Origin of the sequence: Ekhidna lutea, from assembly GCF_900188325.1 — a bacterium.
GTDB lineage: Bacteria > Bacteroidota > Bacteroidia > Cytophagales > Cyclobacteriaceae > Ekhidna > Ekhidna lutea.
In genome coordinates this window covers 69250-86363 of the sequence record NZ_FZPD01000005.1, presented here as the reverse complement: position 1 = coordinate 86363, position 17114 = coordinate 69250, and the positions used below count along the sequence as shown (strand labels likewise).

The following is a 17114-nucleotide window of genomic DNA, read 5'->3' as shown; positions in this document are numbered from 1 at the left end:
TATCGGACAAATATTTCTATATGTGTCCACAACTACAATTTTGATTTAGAAATTCCTATATGATTACAATCATCAGCGGTACAAATCGTAAAAATTCTATTTCTATGCAGGTAGCCTTACAATATCAGGAGATTCTGAAAAGCGAAGGTGCTGACTCCACGATCATCGACCTGGAAAAGCTACCTAACGATTTCATCTCTTCTGCTTTATATGAAAATCAGGGCACGAATGTGGATTTTAATCCCATAAGGGATCATATGAAGGAAGCACAGAAGTTTGTTTTCATTGTACCTGAATACAATGGGTCCTTTCCTGGAATCCTTAAGACTTTTTTGGACGCACTTGAATTTCCTGGCACCCTAAAAGGTAAGAAGTGTGCGATTGTGGGCTTGTCTTCCGGAATGCAGGGTGCTGTGATGGCGATGAGCCATTTGACGGATATATTCAACTATTTAGGCATGCACGTCCTTGCCAATAAACCAAAATTGATGCGAATCAATGGAAAGATGGAAGCTGGCAAAATCACAGATGAATCGTATACGAAAAGATTGAAAGATCAGGCAAAAGCTATTATTAGTTTCTAGTTAGTAGCTTCATCGTTAAAGCACCTGTGTTTGTAGGAAAAGAGAATGGATAACCACCAGAATGTAATATCCTTGCTATCTTAAACTTAGCGAAGATTGTTGTTTATGCGTTTAGGACTAGCTATTACATTTTCCCTTCTTGGTGCCATCCTTTTTGGACAGTCTTGTCTTCAAAAACTTGACAGTGCCAACTACTTTAAATACAACTACCCATTAAAGGCTAAATTCTACGCAAATTCCTTGCTCACAGACCTGGATTCTGCTAATTGTGTGACTGAAATTGGGATTGCCGGAATGTATAATAATGTTGGCCTGATCCTGTGGGAAGTAAACGATAAGCAGAAAAGTCTCAATGCATTTAAAAGCGGAATTCAACAGGAGGTTCAGCAGAAAGACTCCATACATGCAGATCTTTTAGGTCTGTACTACAACCTATCTGCCCTCTATCAGGAGTTGGGTCGGTTTGATGAGGCAGGAGATTATTTAAACCTTGCGGGAAGGGTAACAGAAGCAGCATACGGCGGCAACAGAGATGCCAGGATCCGTTTTCTTTATCGTAATGGTGTCTATCACCGAGAAGTAGGTAATTTCCAGGAAAGTCTGGATGCGCTTAATCAAGCTTTAACCATTGGAAGAGGGTATAAAGATTCTGTTACTATTGCTCTACAGATAGAATTAGGAACGACATACCGACACTTTGGAGACCTCCAAAAAAGTGAATCTGAGCTGCTACGAGCAGTAGAAATGGCCAAAGGAAAAGATGAGATTCAATACTTCCGGGCGATCGACAGACTATCAGCACTAAAAATAGAACAGGGTGAATATTCAGACTCTGAAAATTACCTACTCCATAACCTGGAAAAGAAAACCAGTGGCTACCAGGATAACCAAATCATGATGCTGGAAACACTCAATGGTTTAAGTGTTCTCTATTATCGTTTGAATGACCTGAAGACGGCAAACGAATACATTGATCGGGCAATCAACACAGCCGGTGATATCCGCAACGTGCGCCCATATATGATCAATAACCTTGGTACCATCTACATGCGCCAGGGAAACATCGAGAAAGCCGAAGAATGCTTTAAAGAAAGTGCAGAAGGTTTTCTTGAACTGTTTGGGTCTATGAACCCAGACTATGCCAGTAGTCTGAATAATCTTGCAAGCATTTATAAAGAAAAAGGCGAGCTACCGAAAGCACTGGATTTGTATATGAAAGTGCTAGACATGGATAAAGTGATATACGGAACCGAGCATGCGAACTATGCCACTTCTCTTAACAATGTAGCCTTATTGTATCTCCAATTCGGCAACTACTCTCTGGCCGGAAAACTACTCCAGGATGCAAAGAGAATACGCGCAAATACACTAGGAAATTATCATCCACTATACATCAAGACTGTCAACGATCTCGGACTGTACTATATGATTGTTAAGGATTACCAATCTGCAATGGAATCGTTTGACCATGCACTTGATGCCGAGATCAAACACATGCAGGATATTTTTCCTGTACTTACAGATAATCAGCGCAAGCTTTATTTCGACGAAACCCGCTACAATATTGAGCGGTTTTGTTCTCTTGCATTTAAGGATGAAAACATATCCGGACCATACGCTGAAAACGCCTTAAATCACTTCTTAAACACCAGGGGTATCCTTTTTTATGCTTCTGAGAAAATGAGAAAGCTTATCCAAAACAGTGACGACAACAAAATAAAAAGAGATTACAATACCTGGCGGGAGAAAAAATACAGCTTGGCACAGGCCTATTTGTTGACAGAAGAAGATCGAAGAAAGAAAGGCATATCCATTACCGAATTGGAAGAGGAGTGTGCTGCTCTTGAAAAAGACCTATCCAGAAAATTCAAAGTTTTTGCCGATCAGGAAAAAACAACCTATCACCATTGGGCTGAGATTAGTAATGCCTTAGAAGATAGCACAGCAATGGTAGATATCATCCAATATCGTGATTATAAGGTTGATGTAATAGATGAGCGAATAGATCAGGCTTTTGAGGATGAATCTCATTATGTGGCGTTTGTCGTTAAGAAAGACAGTGTGCTGAAACCTGTAAAGCTGGCAGCTATGGACTTCACTAAAGGTTTTGCCACTTACAGAAATGCACTAAAATACGGTGTAAAGGATAAGAATAGCTATCAGATTTTCTGGCAACCTATAGATAGTACTTTGTCAGACGTGAATAAGATTTACTTGTCTCCAGACGGAATTTACCACAAACTGAACCCTGTGGTATTCTATGATGCTGTTGCCGATACCTATATGTCAGATAAGTATGACATTATCAACATCACAAGTGGAAAGGATCTGCTATACAGGGAGCCCACCAATCTGTTAAGGGAAGCTAAAATCTTTGGTAATCCAGATTTTTCTAAGATTGAGGGTTTTACCATGAAGCAGCTGCCAGGAGCTGAACGAGAAGCCAACGACATTACCGAAATCCTAAATGTAAGGCGATGGAAGACTGAAACCTTCTATTTTAAAGACGCCACAGAAGATCAGATCAAAAGTTTCTCGAATCCCGGAATCATTCACATAGCTACGCACGGATATTTTATTGATGATCCAAATCACGCTGATCCCTTACATAGCTCGGGCTTGTTTTTAAGTCGTGGAGATGGTAGCGAGAATGATGGCTTGCTTTCGGCATATGAAGCTATGAACCTGGTACTTGATCAAACAAATCTTGTGGTATTAGCGGCATGTGAGACAGGTCTCGGAAAAGTGCAAAATGGCGAGGGAGTCTTTGGTTTACAAAGAGCATTTCTTGTTGCCGGTGCTCAAAACGTTTTGCTTTCTCTAGTAAAGATCAATGACCAGGCAGCTAGGAATTTTATGAATTTATTCTATAAAGCGCTTCTGGAAGAAAGTGATCCACAACAGGCATTTTTTAATGCCCGAGCTCAATTCAGAAAAGTGGATAAGAATCCGTATAACTGGGGAGCTTATATACTAGTCTCAAAGGGTTAGCCTTGGTCTTTCGCTTGTTTTTCGAACAAGCTTAAATCCGTTTCATCAACTAATAATTTAATTGGTCTTTCAGCATCTCCTGATTCAACCAGACGAATGGTACTGCCGGCAGCTAGTTTTCCTTCCTGATTACCATTCCATTTTTTCAATTCGTTAAAATCAACTCCAATCTTACCAGCCAACTCCTGAAGTGACATACTTTGTCTTAGGATATATGTTTTGGCTAATGGTAAATCAATTGATTCGCTTGATTTGATAATAACTTCTACACGGCGTTTAAGAATGCGTTTATACCAATGATCACTATCCTTAGAAGGTATTTCACCACGTGGAAGTACATTGATCCGACTAGAATCAATTCCTAATGAAACCAGGAAATCTTTTGCGGAATTTCCGCGATTGTTACTCAACAAGAGATTCGCAGAGTCTGAACCAATACTGTCAGTATAAGCAAGAATATCTATTGACTCAAATGATCTATCTCCTAACTGGAGTCCTAATTCCTGCAACGCTACCTGAGACTCTGGACGTAAGGTTGCAGATGCGTAATCAAAATATAGATGCTCAAACTTAATTTCACCTAATTCACCTGATACGACATCCTCCAATATCTTCGGTTTTGGCTTTGAAGGTCTTATTGGCTCAAAGAGGTCATAACCTGCATAATCCTCTACCCTAAAAGTGACCAAATCGAGAGATTGTATGTCTCTGAACTTAGACACCAGCCTTGAATCTATGAGTGATTCTCCTGAAATCAACAAGGACAAAAAGAGCTTTTCATTATTTACAGAGAAACTGTATATGTTAAGCAATTCATGATCTACTCTATTGGAAGAAAGGAAGCCTACCGTATCAGAAATAGCAAAATAAGTGTCGTCCCATGTAGAGTTGAATGGATCGCCAAGATTATAAATTTCAGGTTCAAAAAATGATTCACCTTTTGCAGCATAGAGGTCAAAACCGCCATACCCAACATGCCCATCACTTGCGAACAATAAGCATTCATAAGCGGACGAATAGTATGGAGTGATTTCATTTTCAGGAGAATTGATTACCGCTCCCATGTTTATCGCTGGGGTCCACGATTCTTTTTCCAATCCCTTTAGACTCATCCAAATATCGCTACCCCCATTCCCTCCGATACGATTTGAAACGAAAAACAAGGTATCACCTGTAACTGAAATTGACGGATGCTTATTCTCAGAGTTAGGCTCGTTGATATAGTCATTCAGTAGTACAGGCTCACTCCAGTTTTCACCTTCCAGGTAGCTTACCATGATGCCACAGTCTGCACCTGATTCACCCCTGCATGAAGAGAAGTAAAATGTACGTCCATCCCCTGTGAATGATCCCGATCCCTCTGCCCATTGCGTGTTGAGATCGGAAAATCGCTGCTCAGATGATGACATTCGCCATCGATTGTTATTTCTACGTTCAAAAGAAGCCAAATCCGGAAGAAGTCCTTCGTATTGGCTTCCTTCATACTGAACGCCGGGGAGATTTCTGGTTGTGGCCAAAACCAAATGATCGCTGGACGGATTTAGCACCGCACCAAAATCATGAAAGTCGGAGTTGATATCCTCCATAAACGAAATTGAGAATCCTCTATCGGCTTTTTCTTGACGTAAGGCAAGCTGACATCCTTCACGCTGCTTTCTGGACAGCTCAACCAGATACGGCTCGGCATCAGGAACAGAAATCAGAAAAAAGTAAATGGAATCAGCCTCTTCGAACCTGCTCTCCTGCTTTAGCAGATTAGCGTAGCTATAAAGCGATCTTGCGCGATACTCATGATTGAGCGTATTGCTCAGGTTCAGAAAAGTTGATTTAGCCTTATCATACTGTAGTGTTCTATTATAGCATTGTGCCAGACGAAAGCGCGCCTGCTGATTTGTTTTGTCCATGCCCACAACCTTCTCATAAAATTCGATCGCATCCAGGTACCGGTCATTTTGATACAGCTCATCAGCCATTCCGAGTAGTTTAGGCACAGATTGGGCATAAGCAAACAAGCTCATTAACATGATCAAAACGTTGAGTACTTTCTTCATTTTAAAAATCAGAATATAGGACTTGAAATATTTCTGAGTGGACTGGTTAAGTCCAGGTTATAAGTTAACGAAACTTCATAAGTGGGAAGGTTGCCGCCCAATTCCTGGTTGATATCGAATGATTGTGTATTGAGATCAAAGCTAAAACCAATCTTCAGGTTTTCGATCTCGAATCCGGCCAATACAATAATGGAGTCTTCCAGTCTATACCAAGAGCCTAACTGCAACTGCACGGCAGTCTTTGATTTTGCAGAATTGATGAAGGTTGAGACATAGAGCCCTCCATTTATCTGGGTATTACCCTGAGAGTAAAGCACATAAGCGGAAGGATGCATATACCATCTAGCAGTTAATGGTAGCTTTGATGATACAAATCCTTTAAGCAATAGGCTTTTCCTCGCCCCTTCAAATCCATCAAATGAAACTTTAGGTCTGTTTAGGTTATCAGCGCTCAATCCAACAATCAAACTTCTGTCTCTTACATACCTGTTTTCATTGTCATAGATCGTATATATCACGCCAAAATTGAATGTGGGATATACGATTGGATTTGAGCCAACTTCCTCCCCAGTCAGGGCATTGTCATGACCAATGTACTTGTTCCATTGGGAACCCCATGTTAAGCTTGATCCGTCAATTCGGTGTTCCACTATTCCACCCTGCAAGCCAAAGATGATGGATTCATTCTTCAATCGGCTTAAACGCATGGCATAAGCTCCGGTCAATAATACCTTCTTGGAGTTATATATACCCTGAAATCCTCTTTTCTCCTGAAAGAAGGTGATTCCTGCACCCCCGGTCTGAAAGTCTTTACTCGTTGTTTTCTTAAAAGGATACGTGAAAGTCACTTGCATCAATTCAAGAAAAGATTCCTGACTTTTATCTCCTCCTCTTTTATAGTTCGTATTAAAAGAAAGGTTTGGAATAGTCCCCGTGAAGGCCGGATTTAAAATCGAAGAGCTTGCAAAATATTGAGAAAACTGCCCCTCTTGTCCAAAGGAAAACGAGCCAATCAAAAGAAACGCAATGACTATGTAATTTCTTCTCATTTTACCAGGAGGACTGCACCAGTTTTATTAATTACCTCTGCTTCTGACACTATGCGAATCTTATAATAATAGACGCCCTCAGGAGCTTCTAAACCAGATTTTAATGTTCCATCCCAGGTGTATTGGGATAAATCCAGGTTATCACCACCATCATTCGCGCTGAATATTAGTTTGTTAAATGAGTCGTACACAGCGATGGATATTTCCGTTACGATGGCACCAGAATAAAATGCTCTGAACACCTTATTATCTTCAATAGTAGCGCCGGGTGAAAATGCGGTTGGAATAAAGTTTTCCGGCTCCTTTATTAATGGGATAAACGCGAGCGCTAATTTCCTACCTGAGCTTCCGATCCAAAAAGACTCATTGATTGTTATACTCTCTTCAGTTGGCGGTAAAAATCCTCTATCTACATCTATTATGGTACCATTTAATGCGTGATAAAGTGAGTCATCTTTTGAAAAAAGAACGATAGCCGGTGAATACAAATCCGAGTTAATGGTTGTATCGCCCACAAGGCTCGTCCAATCAATGCCCGAATAGTCAATTGTTAATTGTATTTCAACAGAATCTTCTGAAGAAATAATCCACTCTACATCGTCACTTATTCCAATAATATCTTGATCCCGGATTAATGTGCTGGAATTAGGCAACTTACACTCAACACTTACCACCGTCTGATCTGGAAGATTTGAAATAGTCACATAATTCGGTGCTCCATTCACACCCATTGGGAATGTGACAGGGCCGCCTTTAGATTTACCAAAAAGCTTTCCTTGAACATATCCTGCTCCGTTCGTCTGACTGGATCCTGAAACCAGAATATCATCCTCTTTTTGTGTTTTAATTATTCCGTTATTTGCTCTTAGTTCTCCTGTAACTTCAATTTCATTCGTATTTAGAAAAAGAGTATCATCCTTATCTACAACAAAATCAATTACCATCAGTGTGGTGCCAAATATCGCTTGATCTTCAACTCCACTAAATGTTATGTTTCCAATGGACGTGTTTGAGCCCAGGTTGATGCTATCGTAGCTATCCAAAGTCCCTTCATTGTCGAGTGAACCACCTAGCGTGGTACTCCCACCAAAAAAGAAGTTGGTACCTTCCCCTACAAACAAGGTGGTTGAGTCTCCAAAATTGATGGATTGGGAGTGACCAAAATGACTCAATAGAACAATAAATACAAACGCTATCTTACTCATATTCACAGTTTATTGAGCTCCCCTTCCTACTTCCAGCCATCCAATAGTATTAGATACATATACAAGATGTAGTGTGCTATTTGGATTCATTACATAATCTATTGCAGCATTAAGCATGATTTTGGTGGCTGGCGCACCGGTATTATGTCGAATGGTAACTGCCGCTCCAGCTGTGGCGATCAAAATCACCTCTTTTCCAACTACGCCCCCATTTAGGTTATCAATAGCTCCTCCTGGAGAAAGCGTTACAATTCTAGATGCTGTATTTCCTCCTTCAGCAATCGGCCCTGTTACTGCGCTCACAAAATCACCTCCTATGCTTGTATTACCAGTCACATTCAAATCCACTTGAATATTGGCGTTACCGTTTACATCGAGGGTAGAGGCTGGTGAAGATGTACCAATTCCAACAAAGCCATCAGTAGTCAATGAAGCACCTGCACTATTTACGATCTCTATAGCAGGGTTGGCACTGCTTGAGTTCATATCTATTCGAATTCCACTTCCATTGGTAGCATTGTGAGAAATGTTTAAAGCACTTCCCGTACCAATGGTATTGATGTCCACGATGTTGCTTGTATTTGTACCGTTAATATTTTGGAAGGACACGAGTGCTCCTGTTGATGTTGCAGTGTTGTTTACCTGAAGTGCAGTGGCTGACCCATCCACCACAAACTCACCAGCACTTGCTGTAACATTACCCACTGCTTTGAAAGCCACAGAACCAGGCGCTCCGTTTGAAGAAGCCTCCAGCGCAGGCACTGAACTGGTACCATTATTTACCTGAAACCGCCCTGCGGCACCTGTACCTGTCTGGGCAATATCCAAGAGTGTAGCAGCATTGCCTAGTGATGCCGTAAAAGGCAAGTCAAAACCTAATTTTATCCATGCTGACCCATCATAACCTTCGAACAAAGTTTGGGTGTCATTAAAACGGATCATTCCTTTCATCTGAGCTGCTGTAAATGATGGCCTTTGCCCATCCAATCCTACTGGAAGTTTCAGAGCATCAGTTGCAGTTACATCAAGACTAACCAATGGAGTAGTTGTTCCAATTCCAACATTGACAGCATCAGCACCCGTACCACCAAGTACGAGAGAGTTACTCAAATTAACTGTTGCATTATAGCCAATGGCTATGGCGTTTTGTAAACCTGCAGCGCCAACGTCTGCATTTTGCCCAATGAGAACATTAAAGTTTCCGGTATTATTTCCAAGTCCAGACTGGCTCCCAATGAAAACATTGTTAGCACCGCCCGTATTTGCTGAACCAGCATTAAAACCTACGAAAACGTTTTGTCCCCCGGTTGTTGTAAGTCCGGTACGATAACCAACTAGTGTGTTGGAGGAAGCATTTGAGCCGTTCCCAGCTTCTCTACCAATAAATGTGTTGTTTTGACCGGTGGTTAAACTTGCCCCTGCATCTACCCCATATATGGAGTTATTGATACCGGTAATAGTTCCTGAAACTCCACTTCCTCCTATAATTGATGATGTATTGGGCTCAGTGACAACCAGTCTTGATTCAAAATATGCTGAATCAATGTCTAATTCACCCTCAAAGTATATCGAGTCTAATTGGACCTTAGAGAAGATGGCCGTAGAATCTGCAAAGCCAAATAACTTTGATTCAAAATAGAGTGAGTCGGCATCCAGTTCGCCCTCAAAGTATATCGAGTCTAATTGGACCTTAGAGAAGATGGCCGTAGAATCTGCAAAACCAAATAACTTTGATTCAAAATGGAGTGAGTCGGCATCCAGCTCACCCTCAAAGTATATCGAGTCTAATTGGACCTTGGAGAAGATGGCCGTAGAATCTGCAAAGCCAAATAACTTTGATTCAAAATGGAGTGAGTCGGCATCCAACTCGCCCTCAAAGTATATCGAGTCTAATTGGACCTTAGAGAAGATGGCCGTAGAATCTGCAAAGCCAAATAACTTTGATTCAAAATGGAGTGAGTCGGCATCCAACTCGCCCTCAAAGTATATCGAGTCTAATTGGACCTTAGAAAAGATGGCCGTAGAATCTGCAAAGCCGAGTAATTTTGATTCAAAATGGAGTGAGTCGGCATCCAGCTCGCCCTCAAAGTATATCGAATCTGACTGCACCTTTGAGTAAATAGTCGCTGAATCTACAGAGTTTAGTGCGCTAATTGATGAAGTATTTCCATCGATCAGTCCTCTTAAGAAAGTAGAATCAGTATCTAACTCAAAATCCAAAAATCCGAGCTCTCCCTCAAAATGGATAGAATCTGACTGCATCTTCGAGTATATAGCTGTAGAATCAGTTGATCCAGGCAAGTTTGTTATCCCACTCCCATCTCCAAAAATCACACCTCCCACATTTAGATCCCCATCAGTTACAATAGACGGCCCGTTTGAATTAATAATTTCTAACGCAGGATCAACACTAGCATTGCTCATGTTTATGAAAATTCCGCTACCGCTGGTTCCTGAGTGGTCGATTAGAATCCCATCGCCCATTCCAACAGTAACAGCTTCGATTACTGAAAATGGATTAGATCCATCGTTTATTCGGAAAATACCTGCAGTCCCTTGTGGACCACTTGCATTGAACTCTCCCGTAACAGAGCTACTTGTATTTCCGAATGCATTTACCCTCAGACCAATCCCTGCATCTGCGTTGGTATTTACGTCTAAAGCTGCTGAGGTATTTGTTGTGCTGATTACTGAAAAACTTCCAGCTCCACCAGCGCCCGTTTGCGAAACATCAAACAAATAACCTGCATCAGCCTGCGAAGCGAAAAATGGAAGTGTTAACCCTGATCCACCAGGACCGGCATCCCACCGGCCATTGGTATTATCCCATGTTAACACATCACCATCTAGAGGAGCGGTTACTGTATTTATAGCAGAAGCAGATAAATTAGTCAAGGCACTTCCATCCACTGCTGGTAAAATTCCCGAACCATCAAGTGAAATCAATTGATTTGGTGCTAAACCAACGTCGGCAGTAGTTAAATCATCTGACGCATCTGTATCGAGAGCTGTAGCCCCCAGAACAATTCCTGTAGCAGTAGCCACATCACCTGCAGTAGTTCCGCCAACCAAATCAACAAAAAGACCAGTTGCAAAATTTCCTGAAACATCACCCGTAGCAGGATTCACATTATTATCAATGAAGCCTAAATCATTCGTGAAATCACTGACATTAGCACCCGTTTTATCAATCTTGCTCCATGCGATATTTGCTCCTGCATTGATGTCTTCATTGGCAATTTCTCCATCCAGGATATCAGCACTTGTCACATCAGTAATACCGATATTACTATCCACATACCCTTTCGTTGCAACATCTGCTGGATTGACAGGAGTAGGTAAATTCGTAATGGTGATCGCTCCAGCGTCATTGCCTGAAGCCAATACACTAGAAAGGTTTTGATTGTCCGTGTTATCCAAATAAGGCGACAGGTCTACTGAAGTTGGATCATTTGTCAGCGTTAATGTATTTCCGGAGAGTTCCAAATCCTGTTCATCAGGAGTGGTTTGGCTATCTACATAATTTTTGGTGGCCACATCCTGAGGGTTAACAGGTTCACCCACATTTTCAATGACCAGGCCTCCTGCATTATTCCCTTGACCCAGCACATTGGCCAGATCCTGTTCATCTGTATTAGATGTGAGTATCCAGCCTGTACCATTTACCCAGAAGTAGAAAGCATTTTCATCACTATCAAAAACCAATAAGCCATTGTCTGCAGCTGTAAGATTCATCCCGGTCCGCTGCGATGTGCTGATTGAAGGAATTAATAATCCACGAGCCCTGCCATCTTCACCTGACTTTAGATGTAATACTGCATTTGGATTAATATCTGTTTTATCCACATTGATCCCGGCAGAAAAATCCTGCGAATGTCCGGAATAAGAAAGAATGACAAGGCCAAAAGTGATTATGGTGACTTTTAGGAAAGCTGAGAATTTCATAGACTATAGGCTTTTTTGAATCCATAAAAATAGCCAATTCGACCACCCTAAATCCCTCATTTTTTGGCTATTCGATATAGGATATGATTTGATAGACAGGGTGCTATTTCTACCCAATGAAATTCATTGGGATTTTTGTCAAAAATCGGATTCATGAAGTAGATACATACAATCGAAATACACCTTCCATACACCGTTCTCCATCCATAGCTGCAGAGACAATACCGCCTGCATAACCTGCTCCCTCAGCACATGGGAACAATCTTTTCACCTCTACATGTTCGCAGGTTTCTTTATCACGTGGAATTCGCACAGGTGATGATGTTCTGCTTTCCACTCCAACGATTTGAGCTTCATTGGTTAGGTAGCCTCTCATTTTTTGTCCAAAATATTGAAAGCCTTGTCGTAATCGCTTCCCAATAAAATCCGGGAGTACCTCCATCATATCCACCGAATGGAGCCCCGGCTGATAAGAAGTTTCCAGCAAGTCAGAAGATACTTTTCCATTCACAAAATCAACCATTCTTTGTGCAGGAGCCACTTGTGTTTCCCCACCCATTTTCCAGGCCTGCTTTTCCACATCAGCCTGAAATTCCATTGCGGCCAAATTGTCATATTTTCTGTATGAAACCAGATCTTCAACTTCTACAGCGGCGACCATACCTGAGTTTGAATATTTACTATCTCGGCGAGATGGACTCATGCCATTAACCACCAATTCACCAGGTGCCGTAGCTGCGGGAACAATGAATCCGCCAGGGCACATGCAAAAGGAAAAAACGCCACGTTTCGCACCCTTAAGCGTAGTTTGTGAAACGAGTGAATAAGCAGAAGCAGGAAGATACTCTCCCCGATCTTCACATTTATATTGAATCTTATCAATGAGTTGCTGAGGGTGTTCGATGCGGACACCTAGGGCAAATGGTTTGGCTTCAATTTTTACTGATCGCTCTTTACACAAGCGAAAAATATCCCTCGCTGAATGACCTGTAGCAAGAACAACGGCAATCCCATTTAGGGCTCCTCCATTTTCAGTTACAACGCCCTTCATTTCTCCATTTTCTATAATAAAATCTGTCACCTTCGTATTGAAGTGGACTTCTCCTCCGGCTACTTCGATGGATTCTCGAAGAGCCGTGACCAACTTTGGTAATTTATTGGTGCCAATATGTGGATGTGATTCAAACAAAATCTCAGATGTAGCACCATGCGCTACCAGAATTTCAAAAACGCGTCGGATACTACCCCGCTTTTTTGATCGGGTATACAATTTACCATCCGAATAGGTGCCTGCTCCTCCTTCTCCAAAGCAATAGTTACTCTCTGGATTCACTATATGTTCTTTATTGATAGCGGCCAGATCTCTTCGTCTGGACTGAACATCCTTCCCTCTTTCCAGCACAATTGGCTTTAACCCCCCTTCTATCGCTCTAAGTGCCGCGAAAAGTCCGGCAGGACCCGCACCCACAATGATGACAGGATCAGCATTGCGAACATTATGCGCTTTCTTTTCATATTCCACATACTCCACTTCAGGAGGAGTGTCCCTTACTTCTACCCGTAGGTTTACCTTGATGGTTTTTTGACGAGCATCTACAGATCGACGAAGAATGTCCACATACTGTCCTTCTTTGAACTGACCCGAAGATTTTAAATGATTTTCAAGTGCTGCAGAACTAAACCCAACTTCGGGGGGTACAACCAGATCGTGAATAGGCATGGTGCAAAAGTAGTCTTGAAGTCGATTGAATTTGATAGATTCTGAAACAAGTTCAGAATGACAGAATATAAAACTTAAGTCACCCTGAATTTATTTCAGGGTCTAAAAAGAACTCCAGCTATCTTTAAACCATGAATATTCAGGATCATTTATCAAAAGTTACCGACTACTTCTCACCCAAAGTCATTGGTGAAGTGAACGACGTTTATGTGAAAGTAGCCAAGATCAAAGGCGAGGATATCCCCTGGCACAATCATGCCAATGAGGATGAAGCATTCTTTATCCTGGATGGTGAGCTGCTATTTGAAGAAGAAGGAAAAGCTCCCTTTACGATGAAAAAGGGAGACTTCTATGTCGTTAAAAAGGCTGTTAACCACCGTGTCTCCTCTACTGAAGAATGTCAGATTATGCTCATTGAAAATAAATCCACAGCACATACAGGTGAAGTGGAATCTCATGTTACAAAGAGTATTGAGGAGCAGCTGGGATAAGTAAACTACAATTTAGCCAGGCGATCGTGGATGATTGCATTGGCTTCTTTCATCATCCGATCAATCAATTCCTTACAAGAAGGGATATCATGAATCAAGCCTGCTACCATGCCGCAGCTCCATGCGCCTGCATCCATGTTGCCATTTTTCATAATATCTCTGTATTTACTCACCACAAAAGGAGCAACTTCATCAAAGGTAATCTCCTCTCCTTTCGCTTTTTCTAATTCCACGAGCTCATCCACCGCGCTATTTCTCAAAACCCGCTCGGTGTTTGTGAGGTTACGCATGATCAACCGGGTATCCAGTTCCGAAGCATCTAAAATGGCTTGTTTCACATTTTCATGCACCGGTGCTTCCTTGGTAGCCAAAAAGCGCGTTCCCATGTTTATGCCCTCTGCACCTAATGCCAGCGAGGCGACAAGTTGTGAACCTGTACCGATACCTCCGGACGCAACAAAGGGAATAGATAACTCCTCCAATACCCGCGGCAAGAGGATGAAGTTGGGAATATCATCCTCACCAGGGTGACCGCCGCACTCAAATCCATCAGCGCTCACCGCATCACACCCTATTTTCTCTGCTTTTAATGCATGTCTTACACTTGTGCATTTATGTATTACTTTAATCCCAGCTTCCTTCAACGCCGGCATAAATTTCTCGGGGCTCCTGCCAGCCGTCTCTACAATTTTAACACCACCTTCTACTATCGCCTTTACATAACCTGGATAATCCGGGGAGTTTACCATTGGCAGAATCGTTAGGTTTACCCCGAAAGGCTTGTCGGTCATTGAATGGCATTTTTTTATTTCTGCAGCCAGATCTTCCGGGCTTCTTTGTGTCAGGCCAGTAATTATTCCCAGACCACCGGCATTAGAGACGGCAGCTGCCAGTTCCGCATAGCCAACATAATGCATACCTCCCTGAATAATTGGGTGCTCAATATTGAATAGTTCCGTAATTTTCGTTTTCATCAGTTTATGTTAGATGCTTCCAAGATAGGTTAATCGGGTAGATTTCGCTGATGAAAAAAAATATTCTCTGAAATGTAAGAAACCCGGCACTTCCGATACTAATGGGGTAACGATTCGAAAATGAAGGAAAGCGAACAACGTAAGATTTTCAATGAATGGCTTGATGAACATCGAGCATTACTTTTCAAAGTGATACGATCATACGCCTTTACTACTGAGGATCAGAATGATCTTTTCCAGGATGTATGCATGCAGGTGTACCGGTCTGTACCCAATTTTAAAGCAGCTTCAGCTGTTTCCACCTGGCTTTATCGCATTGCTTTAAACACAGCAATCAAATGGAGTACAAAGGAACGTAAGCATACGGACGGTCATCAGGAAGTGGAGAAAATGGGTAACCTGCTTATGGCTCAGAATGAATCATCCGATGAGCGGATAGGCTGGCTCTATGATGAAATCAAAAAGTTCAATGAAATTGATCGCTCACTCACGCTCCTTCTTCTCGATGGTTTTAGCTACAAAGAAATGTCCGATATGATGGGCATCACTGAGAGCAACATCGGGGTGAAAATTCACCGAATCAAAAAACAATTGACAGAAAACTCAAAACAGTACGAATATGGAGTTTGAGAAAATGCAAAAAATCTGGAACGAACAAAAAGGAGAAACGATGTACGCAATAGATCAACAAGCACTGCACAACAGCATCGGGCGTAAGAAAGATGCAGCCAGCAGAAGAATTAACACCGTAGAGATAGCACTTATGGCTATCAATAGCATCGTTGCTGTGATTTTGCTCGTGGATGCCATTACGGACAAAGAAGGATTGTGGGACTATGCCGGTGCAGGGATTATGGCCCTAACTGTCGCATTCCTTGCCTTCTTCCGCATCAGAAGAAAGAAAAAAGAAGACACGTTTGACCGATCATTAATGGGTGAGTTGGATCACGCAATTGCCAATAGTCATTCAATGATACAGATAGCAACCATGATGATCTATTACTACCTGATTCCTATTGGAGTTTTCGTACTTGGTAAAATGCTTTACTTCGGCGCATCAATGGAAAAATGGTTGTTTATGATTGGTATGTTTGCACTTGCCTTCTTTTTGGTAAGATGGGAGAGAAAAGCTTGTCACGTTCCTCGCCAGAGAAACCTATTAGCATTAAAAAGGAAACTTTTGGAAGATTAATTTAACATGAACTCCCCATCAAAGAGTATGGATAGCATCCAAATAAAAGAATTACTAGTTTCAGAAGCTAGAAACTACCGGAACCTGGTATTGAGCGCACTTGAGTGTGATCATGAGTGCTTTCGAATATCACCGAATGATGATCTGGACCTTCCTTTTGTTCAATCAAACACACCTGATAATTTTACTTTAGGTGCTTTTGATGACGCTAAATTAATTGGTGTTGTCACTTTCAAGAGGTTAGGTGAGAATCGAGAGAAACTGCGGCACAAAGGTTTACTTTCAAGACTAATTGTTTCTCAAGAATACAGAAAAAAAGGAGTTGGAAAACAACTGGTTGCTGAAGTCATTCTCCGTGCCAGAAAGATTGAAGGCATTGAGCAAATTAACTTAACTGTCATACCAACAAATGAACAGGCAAAAAAACTCTATGAGCAATTTGGTTTTAAAACCTACGCTTCAGAAGTCAATGCGATTAAATGGAAAGGGCAATACTTTAGAGAAGATCAGATGGTTCTTCACTTTTAATACCTTACACCAAATCAAAACATTTTATTTGCTTCACTTTCAACTACTTCCCCTCTGGTGTTAATCACCATTTGTACGTTTTTTATCTTATTATAAGCTGAGATATTGTGAAAAGGCCCGCAAATCACCCGGTAACCACCATACCCAAGATCCTTGTATGTCTTAAGTTTTAAATTTCTTTCCAACTCCCGTGCGAATGATGTCGGAATAAAAATCTTCGTTTCTTCCCGATCTTTCAGAGCATCTTGAAGAATAATTTGAACAAGGAACTTATTTAGTACTTGCTGGGCATCCATAATGAGTGATTGTGATAGTGAGTTTTTATTACATAACGATTTTATTGTAAGGAAGTTAACATGCGATTCCGCTATTTGAAATACCCGC

The 17114-nt window shown here is 41.5% G+C and carries 13 protein-coding genes; 6 read left to right on the top strand and 7 right to left on the bottom strand.

Translation table 11 applies throughout. The annotated features are described in order from the left end of the window. Window positions 1-59: 59 nt before the first annotated feature. Window positions 60-584, top strand: a complete 525-nt coding sequence (locus CHB71_RS14395; protein ID WP_089357645.1) for an NADPH-dependent FMN reductase — start codon at window positions 60-62, stop codon at window positions 582-584. A 105-nt stretch (window positions 585-689) separates the two neighbouring features. After that, complete coding sequence (locus CHB71_RS14390) at window positions 690-3575, top strand: CHAT domain-containing protein (protein ID WP_089357644.1); 2886 nt, start codon at window positions 690-692, stop codon at window positions 3573-3575. On the opposite strand, the gene CHB71_RS14385 is transcribed toward CHB71_RS14390, so the two are convergent. From CHB71_RS14385 to CHB71_RS14365, 5 genes are all read right to left on the bottom strand, one after another. Further along, complete coding sequence (locus CHB71_RS14385; RefSeq protein ID WP_089357643.1) at window positions 3572-5626, bottom strand: OmpA family protein; 2055 nt, start codon at window positions 5624-5626, stop codon at window positions 3572-3574. The two genes, CHB71_RS14390 and CHB71_RS14385, sit on opposite strands and share 4 nt — an antisense overlap. Before the next feature lie 8 nt (window positions 5627-5634). Next, window positions 5635-6675: a PorP/SprF family type IX secretion system membrane protein gene (locus CHB71_RS14380; protein WP_089357642.1), complete on the bottom strand. Its 1041-nt coding sequence runs from the start codon at window positions 6673-6675 to the stop codon at window positions 5635-5637. Further along, on the bottom strand, window positions 6672-7880 hold the full coding sequence (locus CHB71_RS14375; protein ID WP_144017438.1) for a flagellar hook assembly protein FlgD: 1209 nt from the start codon (window positions 7878-7880) through the stop codon (window positions 6672-6674). The genes CHB71_RS14380 and CHB71_RS14375 overlap by 4 nt, the downstream gene beginning before the upstream one ends. Window positions 7881-7889: 9 nt before the next feature. Beyond that, the gene (locus tag CHB71_RS14370) at window positions 7890-11825 is read right to left on the bottom strand and encodes a beta strand repeat-containing protein (protein WP_089357640.1); all 3936 of its coding nucleotides are present in this window, start codon (window positions 11823-11825) and stop codon (window positions 7890-7892) included. 151 nt (window positions 11826-11976) lie between these two features. After that, entirely contained in the window at window positions 11977-13545 is a 1569-nt protein-coding gene (locus tag CHB71_RS14365) for an NAD(P)/FAD-dependent oxidoreductase (RefSeq protein WP_089357639.1), read from the bottom strand. A 131-nt stretch (window positions 13546-13676) separates the two neighbouring features. On the opposite strand from CHB71_RS14365, the gene CHB71_RS14360 reads away from it, so the two are divergent. After that, window positions 13677-14036, top strand: a complete 360-nt coding sequence (locus CHB71_RS14360) for a cupin domain-containing protein (protein WP_089357638.1) — start codon at window positions 13677-13679, stop codon at window positions 14034-14036. Between the two features lie 5 nt (window positions 14037-14041). On the opposite strand, the gene CHB71_RS14355 is transcribed toward CHB71_RS14360, so the two are convergent. Further along, window positions 14042-15010: an NAD(P)H-dependent flavin oxidoreductase gene (locus CHB71_RS14355; protein WP_089357637.1), complete on the bottom strand. Its 969-nt coding sequence runs from the start codon at window positions 15008-15010 to the stop codon at window positions 14042-14044. Between the two features lie 120 nt (window positions 15011-15130). Here CHB71_RS14355 and CHB71_RS14350 point away from each other — a divergent pair, with 120 nt between their 5' ends. The 3 genes from CHB71_RS14350 to CHB71_RS14340 are packed head-to-tail and all read left to right on the top strand — an operon-like array spanning window position 15131 to window position 16730. Further along, window positions 15131-15640, top strand: coding sequence for an RNA polymerase sigma factor (locus CHB71_RS14350; RefSeq protein WP_089357636.1), 510 nt, complete (start codon window positions 15131-15133; stop codon window positions 15638-15640). Then, window positions 15630-16202, top strand: coding sequence for a hypothetical protein (locus tag CHB71_RS14345; protein ID WP_089357635.1), 573 nt, complete (start codon window positions 15630-15632; stop codon window positions 16200-16202). The genes CHB71_RS14350 and CHB71_RS14345 overlap by 11 nt, the downstream gene beginning before the upstream one ends. A gap of 6 nt (window positions 16203-16208) precedes the next feature. Beyond that, window positions 16209-16730 carry a GNAT family N-acetyltransferase gene (locus CHB71_RS14340; RefSeq protein ID WP_089357634.1) on the top strand — a complete coding sequence of 174 codons (522 nt, stop codon included), beginning with the start codon at window positions 16209-16211 and terminating at the stop codon, window positions 16728-16730. A 14-nt stretch (window positions 16731-16744) separates the two neighbouring features. On the opposite strand, the gene CHB71_RS14335 is transcribed toward CHB71_RS14340, so the two are convergent. Continuing rightward, window positions 16745-17026 (bottom strand): hypothetical protein, encoded by a 282-nt coding sequence (locus tag CHB71_RS14335; RefSeq protein WP_089357633.1) that lies wholly within the window; start codon window positions 17024-17026, stop codon window positions 16745-16747. Window positions 17027-17114 lie beyond the last annotated feature (88 nt).

Coding starts and splice junctions, on each gene's coding strand:
- CHB71_RS14395 (WP_089357645.1), top strand. CDS start 60: ATGATTACAATCATCAGCGGTACAAATCGTAAAAATTCTATTTCTATG.
- CHB71_RS14390 (WP_089357644.1), top strand. CDS start 690: ATGCGTTTAGGACTAGCTATTACATTTTCCCTTCTTGGTGCCATCCTT.
- CHB71_RS14385 (WP_089357643.1), bottom strand. CDS start 5,626: ATGAAGAAAGTACTCAACGTTTTGATCATGTTAATGAGCTTGTTTGCT.
- CHB71_RS14380 (WP_089357642.1), bottom strand. CDS start 6,675: ATGAGAAGAAATTACATAGTCATTGCGTTTCTTTTGATTGGCTCGTTT.
- CHB71_RS14375 (WP_144017438.1), bottom strand. CDS start 7,880: ATGAGTAAGATAGCGTTTGTATTTATTGTTCTATTGAGTCATTTTGGT.
- CHB71_RS14370 (WP_089357640.1), bottom strand. CDS start 11,825: ATGAAATTCTCAGCTTTCCTAAAAGTCACCATAATCACTTTTGGCCTT.
- CHB71_RS14365 (WP_089357639.1), bottom strand. CDS start 13,545: ATGCCTATTCACGATCTGGTTGTACCCCCCGAAGTTGGGTTTAGTTCT.
- CHB71_RS14360 (WP_089357638.1), top strand. CDS start 13,677: ATGAATATTCAGGATCATTTATCAAAAGTTACCGACTACTTCTCACCC.
- CHB71_RS14355 (WP_089357637.1), bottom strand. CDS start 15,010: ATGAAAACGAAAATTACGGAACTATTCAATATTGAGCACCCAATTATT.
- CHB71_RS14350 (WP_089357636.1), top strand. CDS start 15,131: ATGAAGGAAAGCGAACAACGTAAGATTTTCAATGAATGGCTTGATGAA.
- CHB71_RS14345 (WP_089357635.1), top strand. CDS start 15,630: ATGGAGTTTGAGAAAATGCAAAAAATCTGGAACGAACAAAAAGGAGAA.
- CHB71_RS14340 (WP_089357634.1), top strand. CDS start 16,209: ATGAACTCCCCATCAAAGAGTATGGATAGCATCCAAATAAAAGAATTA.
- CHB71_RS14335 (WP_089357633.1), bottom strand. CDS start 17,026: ATGGATGCCCAGCAAGTACTAAATAAGTTCCTTGTTCAAATTATTCTT.